The organism is Pseudoxanthomonas sp. P4_B2 (assembly GCF_056402315.1).
In genome coordinates this window covers 218,650-241,403 of record NZ_JBFUHQ010000004.1, presented here as the reverse complement: position 1 = coordinate 241,403, position 22,754 = coordinate 218,650, and the positions used below count along the sequence as shown (strand labels likewise).

Below are 22,754 nucleotides of genomic sequence, written 5' to 3'. Positions count from 1 at the left end.
TCTTGCCGGAGGTCGTAGTCCCAGCGCGGACAACGGCGTACCGCGTGCGAAAGGCTTACTACAATCATGAACGGGAAATCATCGCCCATGGGGAAGCAATGAAACCTTCGCTCTTTTCCGGCCTGGCAGCGGCCATCGCACTGGTCCTGTGCGGCGGCGTGGCCAATGCGCGCGAATCCGACACGGCAGCCGCCCCGTTGGTCGCGGCGAAGCTGCAGACCCAACCGACCTCCAGTAAGGAGGCCAATGCCGCGGTGCTGGTACGCGACGCCGCCAATCCCACTCGCAGCCATATCGTCGCCACGGCGGCGCTCGGCGGGCTCGAGGTCTACGACCTAACCGGCAAACGCGTGAGCGCTGCGCCTTCGGGAGAAGTGGCTGCGGTGGACGTGGCCTACGACGTTGCACTGGGCAGTCGGAAGGCGGCGGTGCTGGCTGCGATCGACACCACTACCAACAGCCTGCGCCTGTTTTCGATGAAAGGTCCACGACTGCAGGAAGTCGGTGCGCGTCCGCTGCCGCTGGGATTCGCCGCGGAAGGCGTCTGCCTGTTCCGCAATTCGCTGGACAACGCGTTGTATGCCTTCATTGTGGGCGATGGCGGCGAGGTCGACCAGCAGATCCTCTTTGCGACGACTGAGGGAAAACTGGACGCACGGCAGATGCGCCGCATCAACCTGCCCTCCACGCTCAAGCAATGCGCTGCCGATAGCCGGGGACATGTCTACGTATCGGAAGAAGGGGTCGGCCTGTGGCGTTTCAATGCCGATCCGGAGGCCGATGTCTCGGCCCGTATCGTCGATGCGCCCAGGCTGGGCCATCTGGAAGACGAAAGTGGTGGCATGGCACTCTACGACGGCGGCGATCGGGAATGGCTGATTGCCTCCGACATTGCCGCGGGTCGGATCAATGTCTACGACCGGTCCAAGAAGGATGCATTCCTGGGCGCGTTCAAGGTCGCAGCGCCGGGCAATGTCGAAGCCATCGCCGAGCCGGGCCCGTTGTTCGCCACTGGCAACGCTTACCCTTCTTTTCCGAAGGGCGCGCTGTTGGTGACCGATGAAGACGGCTTCAACTACAAGGTCGTTGCGATGGAGGCGGTGGCCAAGGCGCTCAACCTGGAAATAGGCGGCAAGCCAGCGCGGGACAAGCCCGCAACGCCCAAGACGGTCGCGGTGACGGCGCTGGTGGAAACCGTGCCTGCCAACAGCTATGGCGATGCGGCCGACGACCCGGCGATCTGGGCGAACCCCGTCGACCCTTCCAAGAGTCTGGTGGTGGCCACGGACAAGAAAGCCGGCCTTTACCTCTACGACATGCAGGGCAAGGTCGTGCAGTTCCTTGCCGACGGCAAGATGAATAATGTCGATCTGCGCGAGGATTTCGAACTGGGCGGAAACAAGGTCGTGCTGGTGACCGCCAGCAATCGCACCGACGACTCCATCGCCATCTACACGCTGGATACCGAAAAGCGCGAGCTCGTCGATGTCGCCGACGGTGTGCAACCGACCGGGCTGGACGATCCCTACGGCGTTTGCATGTACCGTAGCCCGAAAGATCAGCGTACTTACGTCTTCATCAACGGCGACGACACCCGCAAACGCCAGTGGGAATTGGTGGGCACCGCCAACGGCCGCGTGCGCGCGAATCTGGTGCGCGACATGAATTTCGATTCGCAGACCGAGGGCTGCGTGGCCGACGACGAAACCGGCGCGCTGTACGTGGACGAAGAGGATGTCGCGCTGTGGCGTATGTCCGCCAGTGCGGACGGCGGCGACGGCAAGACTGCGGTGCAGAAGATCGCCGACAATCCCGCAGTGAAGAACGACTTCGAGGGCCTGGGCATCTACGACCTGGGCAACGGCCGCGGCTATATCGTCGTCTCCAGTCAAGGCAACGATACCTACGCGGTGTATCGCCGCGAGGGGAAACAGGAATACCTGGGGTCGTTCGCGGTGGTCGCCGATCCATTGCGCGGCATCGACGGCATCTCGGAAACCGATGGCTTGGAAATCACCAGCCGCAATCTGGGTCCGGGCTTCGAACACGGCGCCATGATCGCCCAGGATGGCCGCAACGTGATGCCGGTGGAGAACCAGAACTACAAGTACGTGCCGTGGGAATCGATAGCGCGCGCCTTGAAGCTGGAGATGCGCGGCGAGTGATGGCGGAAGCGGCGGCATCGATGAACAGGCCGCATCGCTCGCAAGCCCGGCACCGCGCAGGATAAACAGCGGACGCCGTTCAATCGTGGCAAACTCCGGTAAGTCGTAGCGCGCTGACCGGCATTGAATCCACATGACTGAACGCAAGGTTCCAGGCGTAGAGAATTTCCAGGGCGCCGCGGGTGGATGGGCCTCGCTGGGTGCGGTGGCCCGCGTGCTGAAGAACCAAATGGCGGTTGGCCGCGAAGCCGCGGCGCTGCGGCGGGTGAACCAGCCGACCGGTTTCGATTGTCCCGGTTGCGCCTGGCCCGATCCGAAACACACTTCTTCCTTCGAGTTCTGTGAGAACGGCGCCAAGGCGGTGTCGTGGGAAGCCACGGGCAAGCGCGCCACGCCTGAACTCTTCGCTGCGCACACGGTTTCGGCTTTGTGGGAGTGGAGCGACCACGCGCTGGAAGACGCGGGCCGACTGACCCAGCCGATGGCCTACGACGCGGCCAGCGATCGCTACCATCCGATCAATTGGGAAGACGCCTTCGCCCGCATAGGCGCCGCGCTGCGCGCGCTGCCGCATGCGGACATGGCCGAGTTCTACACTTCGGGCCGCACTTCCAACGAAGCGGCCTTCCTCTATCAATTGATGGTGCGCGAATTCGGCACCAACAACTTTCCCGACTGCTCCAACATGTGTCACGAGGCCACCAGCGTCGGCCTGCCGGAATCGATAGGCGTCGGCAAAGGCACGGTGACGTTGGAAGACTTCGATCATTGCGACGCGCTTTTCAGCTTCGGCCACAATCCCGGCACCAATCACCCGCGCATGCTTTCGACCCTGCGCGCCATTTCGAAACGCGGGGCGCCGATCATCGCGGTGAATCCGCTGCGCGAACGCGGCCTGGAACGCTTCACCTCGCCGCAGGATCCGGGCGAGATGCTTACCAACAGCTCCACGCCTATCGCACAGACTTATTACCAAGTGAAGATCGGCGGCGATGTCGCTCTGCTGAAGGGCATGATGAAATGGCTGTTCGAAGCCGATGCGGCCGATCTGGCAGCGGGAGGCGGCGGAGTGCTGGATCATGCCTTCATCGCCGAACATACCAACGGCCTGCAAGCCTTGCAGGAAGACATCGAAGCCACGCGCTGGGACGACATCGTGGAGACCTCGGGTCTGTCGCGCGCCGATATCGAAGCCGCCGCGCAGGTCTACGCCAAGGCAGAGCGGGTGATCCTCTGCTACGGCATGGGCATGACCCAGCACCGTTTCGGCACGCAGAACGTGCAGCAGATGGCCAACCTGATGCTGTTGCGTGGAAATATCGGTCGCGTGGGCGCCGGCATCGCGCCGATCCGCGGCCATTCCAATGTGCAGGGCGACCGTACCGTCGGCATCACCGAGAAGCCTACCCAGATGCTGGTGGATGCGATCAAGCGGAGCTACGGGTTCGAGTTTCCCCTCACCCACGGCCACGATGCGGTGGAGGCGGTGCGCGCGATCCGCGACGGCCGCTCCAAGGCGCTGGTGTGCCTGGGCGGCAATCTGGCCGTGGCGATCTCCGACCCGGAAACCACCTTCCCGGCGATGCGCAAACTCGATCTGGTGGTGCATGTGGCCACCAAGCTCAATCGCTCGCATCTGATTCCGGCCAAACAGGCGTTTCTGTTGCCGTGCTTGGGCCGGACCGAACTGGATGTACAGGCCAGCGGCGTGCAATCGGTGACAGTGGAAGATTCCATGTCGATGGTGCATGCCTCGCAAGGCGGATTGAAGCCGGCGTCGGAACATCTGCTTTCCGAACCGGCGATCGTCGCCGGCATTGCCAAAGCCACCCTGCCCGCGAGCAAGGTTGACTGGCAGTGGCTGGTAGACGACTACGACCGTATTCGCGACGGCATCGAATCGGTATTCCCAATTTTCACGGACTACAACCGCCGCGTACGCGAACCCGGCGGCTTCCGTTTATATATCGGCGCCTCGGTTCGCGACTGGGGCGGTCCGGGCAGGAAAGCGAACTTCCTGGTCGCTCCCGGTCTTCATGAGGACCTACGCGGCGATGGATCCGACGTGCTGACCATGACCACGATCCGTTCGCACGACCAATACAACACCAGCATCTACGGCTTCGACGACCGCTATCGCGGCATCAGAGGACGACGCGATGTCGTATTCATGAACGCCGCCGATCTGCAGGCGCGCGGCCTGAAGCATGGCGATCGCATCGATATCGAATCGCGGATGGGAACCGGCGGGGCGAGCGCGACAAGCCGAAATTTGCGAGGCTTCATTGCGGTGGAATACGACATCCCGCGCGGCTCGACCGCGATGTACTACCCGGAAGGCAATTGTCTGGTGCCGCTGGACAGCCACGATCCCAAGTCGGGCACGCCCGCGTACAAATCCATTCCAGTGCTGATCCGCGCCTCTCGAGATACGACGGACAGTGTCTGATCTTGCCGAACCCGGCAGCGGCCACGCACGCCGGCCGGTCACGCGATTGCATGCCGGCATCGCACGCACGGACACGGATCTGCTGGCAGAAGAAGTACCGGTCGCCGTGCACTACGACGGCGATCCGTTCGCGGTGATGATGGTGTCGCCTGGAGACCTGCAAGATTTCGCCTACGGTTTCTCGCTGACCGAAGGCCGGGCGATTCCGGGCGATATCGTGGATATCGAGGTGCGGACCGTGCTCGAAGGTTTGTTGTTGGATATCCGCACACGCAATCCCGCAGTCAGTGGAGCGGCTCCCGAAAGATCGCTGCCGGGACGCAGCGGCTGCGGCATCTGCGGCAACCGGGAGCTGGAAGAAGTGGTGAAGCGTCCCGCACCCGTCGGCGATGGCGTGGCGATCGATGTCGCGGCGCTCGAGATCGCCTTGGCTGCGCTGCAGGATCGGCAACCGCTGAATGCCGCGACTGGTGCGACGCACGCCGCCGCCTGGGCCTCGCCCGACGGGACGCTGATGCTGGTACGCGAGGATGTGGGGCGTCACAACGCACTGGATAAACTGATCGGCGCGATGGTTCGCAGCGACATGAATCCAGGACCGGGTTTCGCGCTGGTGACCAGCCGCGCCAGTTACGAAATGGTGACCAAGGCCGCCGTCGCCGGTATCAGCCTGCTTGCCGCCATCTCCGCGCCTACCGCACTCGCCGTCGACTTGGCCCGTGACTGCGGCCTGACCCTGGTTGGCTTTGTGCGACCCGGTCGCCAAGTGATCTACAGCCACCCGCACCGGTTGCTGACATCCAACGTAGGAGCGACGTGAGTCGCGACCGAATCTCTTACCGGCAATCCATCCGAAGGGGTCTCAGTCGCGACTCACGTCGCTCCTACGGGCATCGGATCGCGAGCGAGACACAGCGGAGTAATCGAATTCTCACAGGATTAATCGATAAACCAGCCACCACCCGCATCGCGTGGCAATACCTCGACTAGCGCACCGGCCGGCAATTCATCGGCATCCTCATCCAGCACCGCCCAGGCATTGGACTGCAGCAAGGAGCCGATACGATAGGACTCCTGCCCTTCCAGCAGCTCCAGACCCATACCCAACGAATCGCTGTACCGTAAACGCGCCTTGAAGAAACGCCGCAGTCCAGCCGTTACGCGGACGGATTCCGACAGCGGCACCCGCAATGGTGTTTCCGGCGGCATGCCCAGCATCGCGCGTAGTACGGGGACCACGAAGAAGCGGAAGCCGACCGCGGCGGCAATGGGATTCCCCGGCAGGCCGATGAACAATGGACCTTCCTGCAAGGACGCCGCAAGCAGCGGCTTCCCGGGCCGGATCGCCACTTTATAGAATAACAACCGCGCGTCCATCGCCCTCAAGCTGGCGGGTATGAAGTCATGCCGGCCCATCGACACCGCGCCGGTGCTCACGACAACATCGGCCCGGGCCGCGACCTCTCGCAATTGCGCGGCGAAGGCTTGCGCATCGTCGCCCAGCGCCGTGTTCGCGATCACTTCGGCGCCCATGGCGTGCAGCGACGCTTCCAAATAAGGCGCATTGGCGGCGTAGATCTGTCCCTCCCCCAACGGCAACGCGGGATCGGCGATCAGCTCGGCGCCGGTGCTCAACAAGGCCACCCGCGGTCTGCGACGAACCTTGATCCGGTCGATGCCCAATGCCGCCAACATCATGCGCAATGCCGGATCGACGCGCTGGCCCGCCGCGCCCACTTGGTTGCCGATAGCGACATCGCTGCCGCGTGGGCGTACGTTCTGCCCGCCGATCAACGCTTCCCGCAGGCGGATGCGTCCACCCTCCAGTCGCTCGACGCGCTCCAGCGGGACGATGCAGTCCAGCCCCGTCGGCAAGACAGCGCCGGTAGTGATTTCCCATACTTTCGTGCCGGCATCGGCCGGCGGCGGCGCGCCGGCGGCGATCAGTCCGCCGACTTCGTATTCGCTGCCTGCCGCCAGTACATTCCCTTCACTCGCGAACGCATAGCCGTCCATCGCCGCATTGGTGAAGGGAGGCAATGCGCGCGGTGCGTGTACGGGTTCGGCAAGAACGCGTGAGAGCGCATCCGAACACCGGCACCACTCGTCTTCCAGCGCGCGCGATTCCGCCAGTAAAAGTTTCAGCGCGTCCGCATAGGGAATCATGGCGGTTTGCCCTTCCCCACCGGCCCGCGCAGCCGCTGCAGGTCCTGGGGCGTATTGATGTTTCCCAGCACATCGCCACCGGGCGTCGGCAGCAGCAGCGTGTCGTCGGATTCCAATATGTCGCGCAACCGGTATCGCCCGTCTAGCGCCTGCCGCGAAAGACCGGCCAGCGCCGGGGGTTCCCACAGCGCACACAGGGGCTCGGGCAGACCATCGACGGCGCTGCGATAGGCAATGGCAGCATGCCGTCCGTCGCGCGCGCGAATCAACCCGAGCAAGGTGGATGGCTGCAACAGCGGCAGATCGCAGGCCAGCACCAGCCAAGCCGCATCGGGGTATACACCATGCGCAGCGAGCAGCCCGGCCGCCGGTCCAATTCCATCGGCTTCGTCAAAAATGCCGGGGAGCCCCGCGCGTATCGATTCCTCGCGCTGATCCCGGCGCAAAGAAACAAAGCAGGACTGCACGTGCTGGCTCAACAGTCGGAAGGTGGCAAGCAGCTGCGGTTCTCCCTGTCGATCGAGCAGCGCCTTGTCTTTTCCCATCCGTGTACTCGCGCCACCGGTCAGCACCAGACCATGGAGCGCGGGAAGCTTTTCCGCCCCACTGGCGGTCGTAGCTGATTCGGGAGGATTAGCGGGCTGGCTCATCTCGCCAATCTACCACTCCGGATTTCTTCCGAGGTGCGCAAGCAACGTGAGCGCTGGCAGAAGCGCACAACCCTCCGCGAACGATGCGGAGGGCTGCGCGCGAAAGCCATTCGGCCCCGATCAGCTGCGCGCGAACTCCAGCAGGTCGGCGTTGAGCTTGTCCTTGCTGGTGTCGCCCAGGCTGTGGGTGCCGCCGGGGTAGATTTTCAGCACGGAATCCTTGACCAGTTTCGACGACAACATCGCCGAGGCGCCGATCGGCACGATCTGGTCGTCGTCGCCATGGATGATCAGCGTAGGCACGTCGAATTTCTTCAGATCCTCCGTAAAGTCGGTTTCCGAGAACGCCTTGATGCAGTCGTAGGCGTTCTTGTACCCGGACAGCATGCCCTGCATCCACCACGACTGGATCAGGCCTTGGGAAACCTTCGCACCTGGCCGGTTGAAACCGAAGAAGGGCCCACTGGCCACATCGAGGAAAAACTGCGAACGATCGGCGTGGTAAGCCGTGCGGAAGCCATCGAAAACTTCCATGGGCAAGCCGCCGGGATTGGCTTCGGTCTTGAGCATGATCGGCGGCACCGCGCCCATCAGTACGGCTTTCTTTACCCGTTTGGTGCCGTGGCGGCCGATATAGCGCGCCACTTCGCCGCCGCCGGTGGAATGGCCGATCAGCGTGGCGTCCTTGACGTCGAGATGCGCGAATAGCTCCGCCATGTCGTCGGCATAGGTATCCATGTCGTTGCCGTTCCAAGGCTGGCTGGAGCGTCCGTGGCCGCGACGGTCATGGGCGATGCAGCGGAAGCCGTTGGAGGCCAGGAAGAAAATCTGCGCATCCCAGGCATCGGCGCTTAACGGCCAGCCATGGCTGAAAGTGACGATGGGGCCGGTGCCCCAGTCCTTGTAGTAGAGCTGGGTGCCGTCTTTGGTGGTGAAGGTGGCCATGGTTTTTCCTTGGGGGTCCGAGTGGGGGAGAAGTCGTTGGCGACGCGGCGATCGTCGCCAAAGTTAATGCACCGCTGGTTACAAGCGCGCCAACGCCTCAGATTGCGGTGCGCTTGATGCGGCTTCGATGCCTTCAGGTCATGCCGTCTGCACGGCGGCGGCAGGCAGGACCCGGCGCAGCCGCCGCAAGCGGATGATTTGCGCGGTGGCGCCGATGAGGAAAACCAGGAAGGCGATGCCGACCGCTTTCTGCAGATTAGGATCGTCCGGACCCGTGGCCCAAGGCGCGCCGACCGGCAGCCGCGTGGAGGTTTCGGTGAACGCCGGAATCATGTGGAAGAACACGGTGAGCGAATAGAGCACCGTTTCCACGTACGGACCTGCGCGACCGAATACTTTCTTGTTGCCGGCCACCCAGGCAACGGCAAGCACCAACAAGGTGATGATTCCCAAAGCATGCGGCTTACCGAAGCCGCCATGCTGGAAAATGAAGAAGCCGGTCAGGCAAGTCAGAATCGTCGTAATCACATAGGTCTTTCCCAGACCGTTGCGGGGATTTATTCCTTTGTCCCGGAAGAAAGCGATGAGCGCCGCCGCGACGGCGACAAGACTGATGGCGGTATGGATGATTCCCAGGGTGGTCAGACCGAGCATGATGTTTCTCCGGCAAGCGAAGGGGGTTCTCCTGCGATCGGCCTGGCGGCTGCGACCACGTTGTCGGGCAGCCTGACGCTGCCCGGCGTGATCAGGTGGTGCTACCCATTCCCCTAACTGGGTTTATGACTGCTTGCCAGCGCGCAGACAGATCCAGAAGAACCCGATCATGTCCCAGGTATAACGCTTCAGCAAGCGCCTGGGCTCCAGGCCCAGGCGGAACAGCCACTCCAGATGCAGCGTGCGCACCCAAGACGGCGCGCGCTTGGCGTTGCCGGAAAGGAAATCCAATAGTGCACCGATTCCGAACATCGCCGGCGCATCGCAGGCGGCGCAATGGTCCAGGATCCAGGCTTCCTGCCCCGGATTGCCGAAGGCGACGAGCACGACCTCCGCCCCCGACGCATTGATTCTTTCCACCAAACCATCGCCGGCTTCGGCGTATTCGGCATAGCCGTCGCAGGTACCGACGACCTGCTGTCCCAGCTTCTCGACCAGATGCCGGGCCGCCTGCACCGCCACGCCAGGCTTCGAGCCGAGCAGAAAAAAGCGCAACGGGCGCGTGCGTTGAGCGCACAAGTAGGGGATGAAGTCGGTCCCGTTGAGGTTTTCGGCGAAGCGGCGTCGATGGATCAGCAACGATGCCAGGTCCATGCCGATACCGTCGTTGACCACGCACACCGAAGGCGCTTGCAGGCGCGCGCGAAGCGGTCGGCATTGCACCACGAAATTGGTGTTGGCGAAGAACACCTGACGCTTGCGGCCAGAGTCCAAAGCCTCCAGCAGGTCCTCCGCCAACCGTTCTCGTGTGAGCGACTGCACGCGGTAGCCGCCCAGCCAGGTCAGTTGCGGCGTCGCAGGCACCCGTTCCGCATGCAAGCGTCCGTCATCGATAGCGCTCATGCGGCGCCCCCCGCATCGAGTCCTCGCGCATCACCACAGGTCATAGGGAAACGCCTCGCGCAACGCTACCTGGATACCGTGCAGATCGAACGGGCCGTTTCCACCCAGATCCAGGCACTCCTCGACCGTACGTCCCGAATGCCAGCTCGTGCGCCCTGTCCCCGCGTAGTAGTCATCGTACTTGAAGCGGTTCTCGCCATTGCCGCTGTCCAGGTAGGTGGCTGGGATGCCGTAGGCCTCGGCCAGGATCACGCCATGCAACGAACTGGAGACCACTCTTTCCGCCCCCAGCAACGCCCGCACGAAGGCCAGCGGTTTTATGTTCGGCAACAGCAACCGGTCGCGATAGGCGTCGTATTTCGCAGGCGCTTCGTTGAAATGCGGAATCACCACGAAAGGGGTCTTCGCCGAAGCGCCGATCAGGTCCCTGGCATAGAACTCCGGCATCAGCAGCGCCGGGTCGCCGTACACCTCGGGGACGGGCATGCCGCGGTCCATCAACCACTTCCGGGTCAACGGCCCGCGCACCGCGCGCACGTCGAGTTGACGGAAACGGTGCTGCGCATCGCCAATCTTGGCGTTGATACCGCTGCCCCACACCGTCTCCCCATCGCGCGCGTTATGCAGCACCGAACCGATCGCGAATAGCCGCCGCGTCCGGTCACGCTTGTGCAGGAGGTCTTGATCGCGCAGCGCAAGCATCGCTTCCACGATCACCTTGGACAGATGGTCGCCGACGTTGACCCCGCCGCTCTTGGGCTGCCACCAGTACAGTGCGCTGCGTTGCCGGCGCTCAAGCCAGGTTTCAAGCAGGGACACGTGAAGGCTCCTGCGGTGTGGCGAACGGCAACGCATGCGGCGAACTGTCGGACGGCGCTATCCGCAGTTCCGGATAGAGTTCCGGTTCGAGCAGACGGTCCACAGTTGCGGGCCAATCGAGGCATTCGCGGGAACGGACCCGCGGCGCCTGCAACGCGCCGCGAATTGCCTCGGCGATGGATTCCGCATCGCCCGGCGTGTAGCCGAAACGTGAGGCGTAGCGTCCGACGATGGCGTGCGGGCAGATGGCCGGCAGCGCGAAGAAATCGTATTGCAGCAACTTGAGCGAGCTGTCGGCCAGGTAGGCGGGCAACTGAGCGGACGCGTATGGGGCGAGCCCGAAAGTAGCGTGTTTGATGTAGCGCAGGGTCTGCGCATGCGGCATTTCGCCGTACACCACTACGTTATCTCCGTATCCCGGCATGCGCCCGCAGCCCGATCCGATCACATGGAAGGTCACCTCAGGAAAAGCATGGCTGGCCGCGGCGATCGCAGTGGGATCGAACAGCATCGAGCCGACCGCGACGGCGTGCACGCCGCCGGAATCGAAAGGCGACGGATCGGCCAGCTGTTCGATCTCCGGGTCGATGCCGTGACCGATGTGGTAGACGTTGTGCTGACTGGCGACTTCACCGGCCATCGCAGGCGACACCAGTGCGATCGCATCCATATCGACTGCCGCCTCGGCGAAGGCGCGCTCCACGTAATGCGCGCTGTCGATCGCGCTCAGGCTGTCGGAAGCGCGATAGATGAGGCGGGCTGACGGATTGAGCTTCCTGGCCAGCTCCACGAACACCACCGCCGTGCCGCTTTCGAAAACGATCACTTCGGCCTCTCGCAACCAGGCCACCAGCACCGCCGGCGGATGCCGGACGTACCAGCGGAACATCAGATTTTCGAGCGGCCGCAGCCAGCGCCAACGGGTGTTGAACGGATGCAGCGCGGCCTTCCACAGGAAACATTCGACGCCATTGTGCTCCTCGACGAGGTTGGCGCTCGCGTCCAGCGGCAACCGTATGTCGTTCTTCCATCGCGACAACGCGCTGTAGCGAAGGGAAAAAAATCGGGTATGCCCACGTGTCGCCAACTCGTCGCTGATGAAATGGATGTTGGCGCGGCGCGGCGTTCGGTAGTCGTGCGCCGACAGCACCAGAAATCTTCCGGGCGCGGCGGGATCGCGTGCGCGGGTCGTATCGGACGTATCTGTAGTCGCCTGCTCGGTCATCGCTTCAGTTCGGAACAAAGCCGAATCCTCCAATGGAAAGGTGACATCGCGCCGCGTCATGCGCTTCGCAACAAGGTGCGGGTGTGTAGGATGCCGGCCACGTCGCGGCGGAACGCGGGCCATAGCAGGCATAGCAGCGCGAATGCAACGCCTAGCGCAGCTATCCCGATCAGCAACTGCAGCGGCAGCGACAACGGCGCGCCTGCGAAACGCAGGGACGCCGCGTACGAAGCGAGCCCGCACAAGCCATAGCCGGTTATCGCACGCAGTCCGCTGAACAGCATGCCGCGCACCGGCGCATCGGAAGTGCGGTGCAGCCACCACAAGACCAGCGGCCACGACACCGCCAGACCGCAGGCGTATCCGGTGGCGACGCCCAACACGCCCCATTGCGAACCGATCGCGATGAAGGCGATCACCAGCGAACGGCTTACGATCGAATACCGCAGTTGCGGGCCGGTCAGACCCTTGGAAAGGAATACCCAGTAAGCCGCATAACCCGCCGCCTGGAACATTCCTCCCACCACCAGTATCTGGAAGATCGGTACCGTCATCGCCCAGCGATCGCCCAGCACCAGATGGATCAACGGACCCGCCTGCACGCAGGCGAAGACGAAAATCGCGATGATGAAATGCATCAGCGTGGCCTGCCCGCGCAGCAGAAACGCCGAATAGCGCGCAGGATCCCCTTGCAGGCGGGACAGCACCGGCAAGGCGACGGTGGTGGCCGGCGCATTGAGTTGGGTCAGCGGCATCATCAGCAGCGCGAACGCGCGGTTGTAGTGCCCCAGCGGCACCGGACCCAGGCGGTTGCCGATGAGTATCTGGCCGAGATTGGTGCTGAAGTAGATGAGCAGTTGCGACGCCACCAGGTTGCCGCCGAAACGGAGCAGCCCGCCCATTTCCACGTCCCGCTTCGGCAAGCCAGGCAGCCAGCGCGTCGCCAGCATCATTAAGGTCAGCAAGGTCGATGCCTGCACCAGCGCTTGCACCACCAGCGCCCAGTAACCCCATCCGAGCAGCGCGGCGCCCACCGCCGCGCCCAAACCGAGCAGCTGGCCGCTGACGTCGGCGAAAGCCAATTGTCCGAAGCGCATTTCGCGATTGAGGTGTGCGCGGAACTGCGTAGTCAGGCCATTGAGCAGCAAAGTTGCCGAAATCGCTTGCGCGACCGGACGCAGCAACGGCTCGTGATAGAAAACGGCGATCGCGTCGGCGGACAGGAACACGACGGCCGCCAGCATGAAGCCGATGCCGGAGTTGATCCAGAACAGGTTGTCGCGTTGGCCGCGGCTGAGATGTTTGGCCTGGATGGCGGCCGAGGACAGGCCGAAATCGCGCAGCACTTCGCCTACCCCGACGATCGCCACCACCATCGCCACCAGTCCGTAATCGCGCGGCGTCAACAGACGCGCAAGCAATACGATCCCGCCGAACTGCACCGCGATCTTCAGCACTTGGCTTCCCATCGTCACCAACGCGCCGCTGGCCGCAAGACGGCCCAGGGAAGGAACGATAGGCAATGCTTCCAGGGAAGGTTTTCCCGCATTCATAGCGCTCGCCCTCCTGTCGCCGCCAAGGCGGCCATATAGGTCGCATGGTGCTGCAGGCCAAGCCGCGGCCAGTCGCGCCGCGACAGATCCGGTGCGGACTGGCGGCGCCACCTTGCCTGCGCGCGCAGCGCCTCGGCAAGTACACCCGCGTCAAGCACGCCGTCGTACAGCCGAACCCATTCTTCGCCGACTTCGGCGGCGAGGACCGCATTGGCCTCGCTGCGCGGAACCAGCACCGGACGCCCTAGCGATAGCGCCAATAGCAGTGCGCCCGAGTTCTGCATGTCCCGGTACGGCAGCACCACGCATTGCGCTTCGCCGATCTCCCGCGCCAGCACCTCGTCGCCTACGTATTCGAGCCGCGCGCTGGTTCTCGGGTCAGCCGCACATGCGTCTTCCACCGTTTGACGCATGGCGGCGCTGACCGGCTTGCCGACGATACGCAAGCTGGCGCCGGCATCGGACAGCTGGTGGAAAGCCGCAAGTAAAGTCTCGACGCCTTTATAAGGCCGTATCAGTCCGAAACAGAGCAGACGTCCGTTCACGCTCGACGGCACATGCTGCGCCGCGAACCAGTCGCGGTAATGGCCGTGCAGGATGGTATCGGTAGCCGTATCCGCGTCTTTCTCGACCGCGTTGATCCTGATCCTGCGCGTAGTCAGCCGGTCCAGCCAGCGCAATAGCAGCCGTTCGATCAATCCGCCCTGCTCGTGCGGCTTTGCGTTGTGCAGCGTGCGCACTACCGGCACGCGCATCACCCACAACCGCAGCAGCAACAGGAACGCGCATGCCTGCTTGGCCAGCGTAGTGAGTGGCGTGCGGTGCCGCAGCAGGTACTCCGGCCAGTGGACATGGAACAGGTCGTAGCGCGAGAACAACGCATCGCGCACGGAAAAATACCGGACCTCCACATTCTCCGGCAGCGCGTTCAGCAGCTGGACCAGGTACGGGTTGGTGGTGTCGTCCGGCTTGCCGGTGGACTGCAGCACGACGAAACGGCGGGTGGACGGCGCCGACACCCAAGGCGTATGCGCGGCGTTCATTGAGCTTTCCTCCCGCTTTCGGCGAGCGCCTGTCGGTACTCGTTCCGATAGCGGTCGACGACCGCATCCCAGTCGTAACGTGTGACGTAGGCCAAGGCATGCCGTCGGCGCGCCTCGAAGGTCTCCTCATCCACGTTGGCCAGTTGCCGAACCGCCTGCGCCGCAGCTTCGGGCGCTTGCGCATCGACCAGCAGGCCCAGTTTCGATTCGGCCTGCAGCTTGGCATAGGGTGGAATGGTGCTGAGTATGGGAACCAGGCCGGCGCTCATCGCCTCGATCGCGGCGATGCCGAAGCCTTCGTGCCGCGACAGGGAAACGAAATATTGCGCGCGTGACAGCAACCCGCCCAATTGTTCCTGCGACGGCGCATCGACGATCTCGACATGCGCCTGCAGCCCGCGCGAATCGATGCCGCGCTCGAGATCCGCGCGTTTCAAGTCGAACTCGCGGCCCGCCAGGATCAGACGCCAGTCGCCGTCGTCCGCGACAAGATGGCGGAGCAGATCCAGCGTTTCCGGAATGCCCTTGTTCACCGACCAGCGGCCGAAACTGACCAGGGTCTTCCCGGGAACAGACGAACCCATGCCGGCGAACTTGCCGATGTCTACCCCGTTCTCGATCACGCGCAAGCGCCCCGCCGCCGTTACTGGGGCGAACATCTCGCCATCGTTGCGACTGGTGGCGACGATGCGTCGGTAGGCGCGCGCGGAGGCGCGGGTGATGCTGTTGAACCATAGCCGCTTGAGGCGCGAGGCATAAGCGGTGTGGAAGAAGCCGCCGTGGGTGGACGCGATCATCGGTTTGCCGTGCACCGCGCCGGTCAAGGCCAGGTAGTCGTAGAAAAAATCTATGCCGTGCACATGCACGACGTCGGCGCCGCGCAACGCGCCCAGCACTTGCGGGCACAGCGGGTAGCGCGTGGATCCGGTGTAGGACAAGCGTCGCACCGGCACGCCCTGGTGCTGTTCGTGCGTGGGCAGGCGCTGCGTACCGTCATGGAAGACACGGTCCAGCGTCACTACTTCCGCCTCGCCGCCTGCGGCCAGATGGCGACGCGCGATGTTCAGCACCACCTCCTCCATACCGCCGACCGAAGGGTGGAACTGTCGGACCACATGCACGACTTTCATGGCGTCCACCCGAAAGTCGCAGCGTCCATCGCATCATGCAGAACAATCATGCTCACGCCGTAGTCTGGGCGGTGGCGCGGCGCAGTCCCAGCGCCCACGGCGCGTAGCGCATGAACAGAACCCGCAACGGTACGCACAAGGCGATCGAGATGCCCGAAACGCCCAGCGCCCATGCCAGGCCTGGCTTGCTTCCTGCCGGAAACAGGCCGAGCATCGCGGCGACGCCGGACAGCACAAAGAAAACCAGGATATGGGTGCACAGGATCAGCAGCGTGTTGCGGCCCATCCAGCGCAGCACCGCCGATCGCGCCGCCAGAGAACTGGCGAGCAGCACCACCGAAGTTCCCAGCAAGGCGGCGAGGACGAACTTCCACGCCGAAGCTCCGAAGCGCAGCTGGTTGATATCCACGCGCCCGTTGCTCCATGCCAGTAGCAGCCACGGCACCAACAGCAACACGGCCAGCGCGCAGCCTCTCAACGCCGACTGCGGCAATGAAACCGCCCGGCCGGCAAGCGCTCCGCATGCATAGAAAAACAGCGCGACCGGCAGGACGTCCAGCGCAAACGGCAAGCGCAGTCCCGTTGCCGGAAAAGTCATGATCCAGAGCATCGCCAAGGGCAGCATCAGTAGTGCGACGATCCACGGCTGCAGTCGCTTGCCGAGGAAGAAATAAGCCAACGCGGTCATGAACAGCGCAGGCAGGAACCACAGCGCTGGATGCACGTATAACTGCGGTCCGATTCCGGTCAACAGTCCGCCGATCGGTTCCCACCAGGGCATCTGCCCCCAACGCAATGCTTTCTCGCCTATGTGCCGTGTGATCAGCCAGTACCCGTAAGCCGCGAAGAAAAAGAATGCGTAGGGCACCAGTAACGTACGGCTCAGCGTCGCCAAGGCTTGCGCCGCGGTCTGCGCATTGCGGCGATGCGACAGCCAGCCGGACAATAGGAAGAACAGCGGTACGTGGAAGCTGTAGACCAGTACCGTGAATCCCGCCGGTATGCCCTTGGCGTGGCCCAAGACCACCAGCGCGATCGCCACGCCCTTGGCCGCATCGATCCGCGTGTCGCGGACCGTCGCCTCGGCTATGCCTGCGCTCCACTGTTGCGAGGCTATCCCTGTAGCTGCCATTCGCTGCTCCGGTCTTGTTCATGAGGATGCCGTGGCGTGCGGGCCGTCGAACGTCCGCGCGGCGCGCGCACCTGGATGGCTTGGCACGGCCGGCATCGTCTGCGGAATGGGGAGCCGCCAGAAGTAGCCGCAGGCGAACCACCACAGGCCCGCGGTCTTGATCGAGAAGTACGCATTGGAAACCAGCAAACTCAGGGCGAAGGCCACCACGAACAGGTTCTTGAACAACTGCCCGTTGCTGGTGGGCATCTTGAGCAAGAACGAATAAGCGATCAGGAACACGAGCACCACCACGATCGACTGCCCGGCGATGAAGTAAGCGATACCGCTGTCGGAGTAGCGGTAAGGCGCGGCCAGATCCATTCCGAACCACTCTCGCGGGCTCATCTGGTTGATCGCATCGACCGACACGAATACCCGGCCCAGCGTGGTGTCTTCATAGGCGCTTACCCCGAGTGCCCCGACCGCGAGCCAGCCGACCAGCAGTACGCCGATGAAGAGGAACCCGGCCAGCGTCTGGTCCACCCGCCGCAGCAAGGGCGCCAGCAGCAACATCAATAGACAAGTCGCACTGGCCAGACGGCCGTCCGAAGCGATCAGCAGGAACAGAATGAGCACCAGTGAGAACGCCACACCCACAACGCGCAGCGAACGCCAGAAAGTGATGGCCACCGCGCAGAAGAAGATGATGAAGTTGCCCATCGTCACCGGCTCCACGAAGATCGAGGACACCCGCGGCAACTCGAAGCCTCCTAGCCAGTTGCGTTCGCCCGGTCGGGTGGCGCTGACGTAGAGCTTGCTCGCTTCGTTCCAGAAATCGTCTTCGCTGTTGCCGCGCGTATTCACGAAATAGGCCCGTGGGTCGACCAGATCGCCGTACAGGTTGGGGAACGCCATCTCGAATATCGCCACCAACACGACGATCACCGCCAGCCATAGCACGAGCTTGTGAAAGCGGCCGCGGTAGGCCGTGCCGAGGGTCAAGAATGCGAACGGAATGATCGCATCGCGCACCAGTTTCAGATCGAAGCTCCAGGTTTCCAGGAAACGCACCAGATTGAAGGCGAGCACCAGGCCCAGACCAGTGAGTACGAGCAGTTGGCCGTCGCGACCCAGCGAGCGCAGACCGAACAGGAAACAGCCCGCATAGATGACCAACTCGACCGCATAAGCGGACGAAGCGCCGACCGGATGGATCGAGGCATTGAACATCGCCAGCAGGAAGTTGTAGCCGATCGCAAGCACCAGCAGCGTCGCCACGGCCAGGTTGTCGCGACGCTCTCTGGCGATCGTCGCGGTCATCGCAAGCGGCTTGTTGCGCACAGTGGCGGCACGGCGGAACATGGCGTCGCCACTTCAGTAAGCCTGTTTCTGGCCGAGGACTTTCACCACCGTCAGGGCCATGATCTTCAGGTCCAGCCACGGCGACCATCGGCGTATATAGTCCATGTCGTACTGCACGCGCTTCTTCATATCGCGCAGCATCGGCGTTTCTCCGCGAAAACCGTTGACCTGCGCCCAGCCCGTGATCCCGGGCTTGACGTAGTGCCGCTGCATGTAGCGGTCGATCAGCATCCCGTAGTAGCTGTTGTGCTGGATCGCGTGCGGGCGCGGCCCGACTAAAGACATGCTGCCGTTGAGCACATTGAACAACTGTGGCAATTCGTCCAGGCTGCTGCGTCTCAAGAACGCGCCCAGCGGTGTTACCCGCGGATCGCTGCGCGTCGCCTGCTTGACCTCGGTGCCCGCCTCCTGGTCGGTGCGCATCGAGCGGAACTTGAGCATGGAGAACTCCCTGCCGGCGCGCCCATGGCGTTTCTGCCGAAACAGCACCGGACCGGGCGAGCTGAGCTTGACCGCGACCGCAATGCCCAGCATAAGCGGCGACAACAGCACTAGCGCGACCAATGCGAGCGCGCGGTCCATCATCGCCTTGGTCAGGAAGAACGAATTGTTCGGCGCATCGCTGTCCTGTCGCAGATTGATCACCGGCACGCTTCCAAGCTGTTCGCTGGACTGGTTGAGCGCAGCGAGATCGGAAATGTCAGGAATCAGCTTCACCTTGACCGGCGTCTTGTCCAGCATCGCCAGTACCGACTTGATCCGCCCCAGCTTGCCCATGGGCAGCGAAATCCATACTTCTTCGATGCTATCCCCGGTCAGGTACGCTGGCAGCTGTTCCACCGTACCCAGGCAGTGCAGGTCGGTGCTGTCGGCGATGCTGATGTCGTCGCGGGTACTGAAATAGCCGACGATCTGCATGCCGACCCATGCGTTCTGATTCAGATAACGATGGATCCTGACCACCGGCGGGCGTATGCCCACCACTACCACCCGACGCACATCGATACCCAGGCTGCGCATCCAGCTGAGTACGCCGCGCACCACAAAGCGCGAAAAGCCGAGCAGCGCGAATCCGATCGCGTACCACAGGCCCAGCCACAGCAGGGAGGTGTGCAGGCCCAGATCCAGCATCCAGGTATGCGCCGAGATCAGCGCCAACACGCCGGTCCAGGCCAGGCCTAGCATCCATACCTCACGCAACACCGCACGGCCGCGCCAGCTGCGGTACAGCGGGAATGCGTTGAAGCACAGGGCCGCGAACAGGATGGAAGTGCTGATCGGGATGCGATATCCGATGGCAGGCACCCAGGTATCGAAACACAGGCGATAAGCGATCAGCGCTGAAGCCAGGACTACCGCCAAATCCGCGGCCCGCAGGCATAGATCGGCGGCGGCGGAGTACTTCGACAATAAACGGGGAGACGATGCCGACGTATCGGCGCTCATATTTGCCAGGAGCATCTTGAGTATTCCCTAACATGCCCGGTGCGGTTCGACGCGGGGGGACGTCGGACGCGAGCCGTGCTGTTAATCACCTTGCCGATGCCTTTACCGGTGCCCTCCAGCACCGACCCCAGGCGAACGACAAGCCTCACTTACTGATTTGGAAGAAGAGCGTCCTTGCTGATTGGAAGATTTCAGGCACCTCGAATAAAGAAAGCGGACGTAAGGGACGAAACACTGTTTCTACCGCGGAAAAATCATTTTCGTTGCACTGCAACATAACATCCAATTGTGAAGGCCGCGTGCATTTGCGCTTAGTTCTTGAGGGTCGGCACGCTATCGAAAATCTTCTGAATCAGTTGTGAGCTCGAATGTTTCCGTACAGGTAAGTCAGCTAAGTAAACGCGACAGATTTCGCAAAAATTTTCCAATCGCGGGCGAACCCGTGATTCTGATCACACGAGAAATAACAAATCGCTCGGGGACGCACCGACGCGGAGCCATGCATTTGCCACGCGTCGTTCCTATAACAAAAAATCCGCAACCAAGGGTTTCCGACGAACGGTCGTGGACATCCAACTACCGCGAACTCGTTTCTCGCGACGAACGCATTGCATGCAACAGCAAGGCTGCAACCACGCCGGCGAAGAGGCCGAAGATCGCTGCCAGCGCCAGATTGAACGCCAGTCGCGGCGAATTCGGCGTGTTGGGGGCGTCGGCCGGATCCACTACCGAAATATTGTTGGCGCCTACGTTGCCGGCCACGCCGATCTCCTTGAAGCGCTGCAGCAAGCCATCGTAGAGCTGCCGGTTGGTGTCCACTTCGCGCTTGAACATGTTGTAGCGGATGCTGCGGTCCTGCAGGTCCAACTCGTCGCCCTTAAGCTGTTCTATGCGCGTTTCCAGCATCTGCTCCTGCGTATTGGCCGCTTCGTATTGCGCCTTGATGGAATCGCGGATATTGGAGATTTGGGTGTTGATCTGCCGGCCGACCTCGCTCATCTGGCTGTTCAGGCGCAGCATCTCCGGGTAATCCGGCTTGAAGGTCGAAAGCTTCTGCTGGTATTCGGCGGAAAGCTGGGCGCGCGTCTGCATCAGATTCTGGATCAGCGGGTTGGATACGACCTGCGGCAAAGCCAGGCCGCTGCCGTACCTGGCCTGGCGCCAGGCGGCTTCGCTCTTGATGCGCGCGTCCTGAGCCGAGGCAAGCAGAGCATTGAGTTCCTCGAGGTTCTGAGCCGGCAGCGATGGCTTGTCTTCCCCCACCGAGACGATCTTTTCCTGACCCGCGAAGTCCACGAATTTCTTCTCCGAGTCCTGCAGGCGCTGCTTGATCTGGGTGAGGCGTTCCGAAAGATACTTGGTGGCGAAAGACGAGGCCTGCAACCGGTGCTCCAGGCCGCTGGCGATGAACTCGCTGGCGTAGGCGTTGGCTACCCGCGCCGACAACTCCGGATCGGGCGAATCGAAATGCACTTTGACCAGGCGCGATTGGCGCACCGGTTCGATCTCCAGCGAAGCCAGCACACTATCGGTAAGCGCGCTCTCGATTGCTACGCGTCGCGACGCCGCTGCAGGCTGGCCTGACGCCGCCGGTCCGAGCTTCTCCAATGCCGCCTCTACCTGCTCCCGATAGACCGGATGGTCGGCCAAACCGGCCTTGGCGATCACCCGCCTCGCCAGGGAACGGCTCATCAACAACTCGTACTGGGTCTGGTAGAAATCGCGATCCATCGGCGATTCGCTGGGGATCAAGTCCTCCATTTGCACCACTTTCATCGCTTCGCGCTCGATCTGCAGTGTGGTGGTGGCGCGGTACTGCGGCGTCATCATCAGACTTGCCGCCAGCGCCGCTCCCACTACCAATGCGGCGATGAGCAGGATCAACCACCAACTGCGCAGCAAGGCATGCGCATATTCTCCCAAGCTGCTGCCAGCGGGACTGTCGTGGGGATCGGTATACCGGAAATCGTTGCGTGTGTCGGTTCTCATCGGTAGGCCCGCCATACGCCGACAAAAGGAGTGAGTTCGATCAAGGTACGCAACAGCAACTGAGCGCCAGAGCGATCGACGATGATGATGTCGCCGCCGTAGATATCCGGATCCTTGAGTTTCCCCTGCTGGATCTGCACCAGGTCGAACCTGGCGAATATGCGTTCGCCGTTGACGGTACGGAAGACGATGACGTTGCGCCGATCGGCGACGTTGCTGACGCCCTTGGCCAGTGCGACCGCCTGTTGCAGGGTCAGGTAGGGCGCGCCCATCGGGTAGATCCCGGTCTGCTCCACCGCGCCGCCGACCGTGACCTGCTGGTTGGGCGACTGCAGCAAGGACAGGGTAACCTGCGGATTCTGCAGATAGCGGTCCCGGTAACGCGAAGCCACCTGGCTTTCTATCTCGCCGATGCTGGAGCCAGCCGCCTCCACCGCACCTATCAGCGGCAGGGTGATGCGGCCGGCATTATCGACCCGGACTTCACGGTCCAGGTCGGGGAGCTGGAACACCTGCAACTTGACCAGGTCGCCCGGGCCGAGCCGGTATTCGGGCCGCCCAAGCGCCTGCCCTACCGGATCGGCCGGCGGCAGGTCGCGCATGGGCGCGCGGCTACTGCACGCGCACAGCCCCATCAGACAAAACAACACCACTCCAACCGTTCGATCGATTCTCACATGCCACCTCTGGATTCGGGGCCAACGTACGTACTGGCCGGCCTGACTATCGCCGGCAACTTGCCCAACCCTGGCGGTATTGATCAATCATGTCCCGCAGCCATTCTGGCGCGCCAATCGATCTTCTCCATTCACGACCCAACGATATAGGATTCTCATGGCCAAGTTCTCGCCCGCCATGAATTCGGGACCTGCAGCACATCCTGCTACGGCCAACGGTTCCACCGTAAATCATTGTTGGCACGCCGTTGCGAAGGCGCCGTGAAAGGGCGGCGCGCTGCATTAACCGCAATTCATTTTCTGCGTTAGTTTGTGAACTCCATCGCTTGAAAGCGCAGCTATGCAGCGATGGTTCACATCGAACATGAGCAAAGGGCATCACGTTCGATTCGAGAAGATTTCCCGAATTGCGTCTGCCGACACTTCAAGAATCAGGAAATTCTTTTATGGATGATTGACGCGGA

Annotated in this window: 18 protein-coding genes; 3 read left to right on the top strand and 15 right to left on the bottom strand. The window is 62.6% G+C overall.

Features of this window, described 5'->3' with window-relative positions; translation table 11 throughout:
• The first annotated feature begins 98 nt into the window (after positions 1–98).
• The 3 genes from AC1DTQ_RS12250 (at position 99) to fdhD (ending at position 5,434) form a co-directional block, all read left to right on the top strand.
• On the top strand, positions 99–2,165 hold the full coding sequence (locus tag AC1DTQ_RS12250) for a phytase (RefSeq protein WP_477849923.1): 2,067 nt from the start codon (positions 99–101) through the stop codon (positions 2,163–2,165).
• Positions 2,166–2,298: 133 nt separating this feature from the next.
• Complete coding sequence (locus AC1DTQ_RS12245; RefSeq protein WP_477849922.1) at positions 2,299–4,614, top strand: FdhF/YdeP family oxidoreductase; 2,316 nt, start codon at positions 2,299–2,301, stop codon at positions 4,612–4,614.
• A complete protein-coding gene (gene fdhD, locus AC1DTQ_RS12240) occupies positions 4,607–5,434 on the top strand; it encodes a formate dehydrogenase accessory sulfurtransferase FdhD (protein WP_477849921.1) in 828 nt (275 codons plus the stop codon). Before AC1DTQ_RS12245 ends, fdhD begins: the two co-directional genes overlap by 8 nt.
• A gap of 119 nt (positions 5,435–5,553) precedes the next feature.
• Here fdhD and AC1DTQ_RS12235 read toward each other — a convergent pair whose 3' ends face one another.
• The 15 genes from AC1DTQ_RS12235 to AC1DTQ_RS12165 all read right to left on the bottom strand — a co-directional run bounded on the left by AC1DTQ_RS12235 (position 5,554) and on the right by AC1DTQ_RS12165 (position 22,248).
• Positions 5,554–6,780, bottom strand: a complete 1,227-nt coding sequence (locus AC1DTQ_RS12235) for a molybdopterin molybdotransferase MoeA (protein ID WP_477849920.1) — start codon at positions 6,778–6,780, stop codon at positions 5,554–5,556.
• On the bottom strand, positions 6,777–7,352 hold the full coding sequence (gene mobA / locus AC1DTQ_RS12230; RefSeq protein WP_477849918.1) for a molybdenum cofactor guanylyltransferase: 576 nt from the start codon (positions 7,350–7,352) through the stop codon (positions 6,777–6,779). The genes AC1DTQ_RS12235 and mobA overlap by 4 nt, the downstream gene beginning before the upstream one ends.
• A gap of 198 nt (positions 7,353–7,550) precedes the next feature.
• Positions 7,551–8,375: an alpha/beta fold hydrolase gene (locus tag AC1DTQ_RS12225; RefSeq protein WP_477849917.1), complete on the bottom strand. Its 825-nt coding sequence runs from the start codon at positions 8,373–8,375 to the stop codon at positions 7,551–7,553.
• Between the two features lie 138 nt (positions 8,376–8,513).
• Positions 8,514–9,029, bottom strand: a complete 516-nt coding sequence (locus tag AC1DTQ_RS12220) for a DUF2306 domain-containing protein (protein ID WP_477849916.1) — start codon at positions 9,027–9,029, stop codon at positions 8,514–8,516.
• A gap of 123 nt (positions 9,030–9,152) precedes the next feature.
• Positions 9,153–9,932 carry a WecB/TagA/CpsF family glycosyltransferase gene (locus AC1DTQ_RS12215; RefSeq protein ID WP_477849914.1) on the bottom strand — a complete coding sequence of 260 codons (780 nt, stop codon included), beginning with the start codon at positions 9,930–9,932 and terminating at the stop codon, positions 9,153–9,155.
• Between the two features lie 30 nt (positions 9,933–9,962).
• Positions 9,963–10,787 carry a polysaccharide pyruvyl transferase family protein gene (locus AC1DTQ_RS12210; RefSeq protein ID WP_477849913.1) on the bottom strand — a complete coding sequence of 275 codons (825 nt, stop codon included), beginning with the start codon at positions 10,785–10,787 and terminating at the stop codon, positions 9,963–9,965.
• Positions 10,738–11,976: a GumK N-terminal domain-containing glycosyltransferase gene (locus AC1DTQ_RS12205; protein ID WP_477849911.1), complete on the bottom strand. Its 1,239-nt coding sequence runs from the start codon at positions 11,974–11,976 to the stop codon at positions 10,738–10,740. The genes AC1DTQ_RS12210 and AC1DTQ_RS12205 overlap by 50 nt, the downstream gene beginning before the upstream one ends.
• A 56-nt stretch (positions 11,977–12,032) precedes the next feature.
• Positions 12,033–13,529: a lipopolysaccharide biosynthesis protein gene (locus AC1DTQ_RS12200; protein ID WP_477849909.1), complete on the bottom strand. Its 1,497-nt coding sequence runs from the start codon at positions 13,527–13,529 to the stop codon at positions 12,033–12,035.
• Positions 13,526–14,572, bottom strand: coding sequence for a glycosyltransferase (locus tag AC1DTQ_RS12195; protein WP_477849908.1), 1,047 nt, complete (start codon positions 14,570–14,572; stop codon positions 13,526–13,528). The genes AC1DTQ_RS12200 and AC1DTQ_RS12195 overlap by 4 nt, the downstream gene beginning before the upstream one ends.
• Positions 14,569–15,702 (bottom strand): glycosyltransferase family 4 protein, encoded by a 1,134-nt coding sequence (locus AC1DTQ_RS12190; protein ID WP_477849907.1) that lies wholly within the window; start codon positions 15,700–15,702, stop codon positions 14,569–14,571. The genes AC1DTQ_RS12195 and AC1DTQ_RS12190 overlap by 4 nt, the downstream gene beginning before the upstream one ends.
• Positions 15,703–15,754: 52 nt before the next feature.
• A complete protein-coding gene (locus AC1DTQ_RS12185; RefSeq protein WP_477849906.1) occupies positions 15,755–16,834 on the bottom strand; it encodes an acyltransferase family protein in 1,080 nt (359 codons plus the stop codon).
• Between the two features lie 18 nt (positions 16,835–16,852).
• Positions 16,853–18,178, bottom strand: a complete 1,326-nt coding sequence (locus tag AC1DTQ_RS12180) for a polysaccharide biosynthesis protein GumE (protein ID WP_477849905.1) — start codon at positions 18,176–18,178, stop codon at positions 16,853–16,855.
• A gap of 12 nt (positions 18,179–18,190) precedes the next feature.
• Positions 18,191–19,639: an undecaprenyl-phosphate glucose phosphotransferase gene (locus tag AC1DTQ_RS12175; RefSeq protein WP_477849904.1), complete on the bottom strand. Its 1,449-nt coding sequence runs from the start codon at positions 19,637–19,639 to the stop codon at positions 18,191–18,193.
• 561 nt (positions 19,640–20,200) lie between these two features.
• Entirely contained in the window at positions 20,201–21,628 is a 1,428-nt protein-coding gene (locus tag AC1DTQ_RS12170) for a GumC family protein (protein WP_477849903.1), read from the bottom strand.
• On the bottom strand, positions 21,610–22,248 hold the full coding sequence (locus AC1DTQ_RS12165; protein WP_477850088.1) for a polysaccharide biosynthesis/export family protein: 639 nt from the start codon (positions 22,246–22,248) through the stop codon (positions 21,610–21,612). The genes AC1DTQ_RS12170 and AC1DTQ_RS12165 overlap by 19 nt, the downstream gene beginning before the upstream one ends.
• Between the last annotated feature and the right edge of the window lie 506 nt (positions 22,249–22,754).

Bases quoted from the DNA above. Each gene is read 5' to 3' on its own strand.
- AC1DTQ_RS12250 (WP_477849923.1), top strand. From the start codon at position 99: ATGAAACCTTCGCTCTTTTCCGGCCTGGCAGCGGCCATCGCACTGGTC.
- AC1DTQ_RS12245 (WP_477849922.1), top strand. From the start codon at position 2,299: ATGACTGAACGCAAGGTTCCAGGCGTAGAGAATTTCCAGGGCGCCGCG.
- AC1DTQ_RS12235 (WP_477849920.1), bottom strand. From the start codon at position 6,780: ATGATTCCCTATGCGGACGCGCTGAAACTTTTACTGGCGGAATCGCGC.
- AC1DTQ_RS12225 (WP_477849917.1), bottom strand. From the start codon at position 8,375: ATGGCCACCTTCACCACCAAAGACGGCACCCAGCTCTACTACAAGGAC.
- AC1DTQ_RS12220 (WP_477849916.1), bottom strand. From the start codon at position 9,029: ATGCTCGGTCTGACCACCCTGGGAATCATCCATACCGCCATCAGTCTT.
- AC1DTQ_RS12215 (WP_477849914.1), bottom strand. From the start codon at position 9,932: ATGAGCGCTATCGATGACGGACGCTTGCATGCGGAACGGGTGCCTGCG.
- AC1DTQ_RS12210 (WP_477849913.1), bottom strand. From the start codon at position 10,787: ATGCGTTGCCGTTCGCCACACCGCAGGAGCCTTCACGTGTCCCTGCTT.
- AC1DTQ_RS12205 (WP_477849911.1), bottom strand. From the start codon at position 11,976: ATGACCGAGCAGGCGACTACAGATACGTCCGATACGACCCGCGCACGC.
- AC1DTQ_RS12200 (WP_477849909.1), bottom strand. From the start codon at position 13,529: ATGAATGCGGGAAAACCTTCCCTGGAAGCATTGCCTATCGTTCCTTCC.
- AC1DTQ_RS12195 (WP_477849908.1), bottom strand. From the start codon at position 14,572: ATGAACGCCGCGCATACGCCTTGGGTGTCGGCGCCGTCCACCCGCCGT.
- AC1DTQ_RS12190 (WP_477849907.1), bottom strand. From the start codon at position 15,702: ATGAAAGTCGTGCATGTGGTCCGACAGTTCCACCCTTCGGTCGGCGGT.
- AC1DTQ_RS12185 (WP_477849906.1), bottom strand. From the start codon at position 16,834: ATGGCAGCTACAGGGATAGCCTCGCAACAGTGGAGCGCAGGCATAGCC.
- AC1DTQ_RS12180 (WP_477849905.1), bottom strand. From the start codon at position 18,178: ATGTTCCGCCGTGCCGCCACTGTGCGCAACAAGCCGCTTGCGATGACC.
- AC1DTQ_RS12175 (WP_477849904.1), bottom strand. From the start codon at position 19,639: ATGCTCCTGGCAAATATGAGCGCCGATACGTCGGCATCGTCTCCCCGT.
- AC1DTQ_RS12170 (WP_477849903.1), bottom strand. From the start codon at position 21,628: ATGGCGGGCCTACCGATGAGAACCGACACACGCAACGATTTCCGGTAT.
- AC1DTQ_RS12165 (WP_477850088.1), bottom strand. From the start codon at position 22,248: ATGGGGCTGTGCGCGTGCAGTAGCCGCGCGCCCATGCGCGACCTGCCG.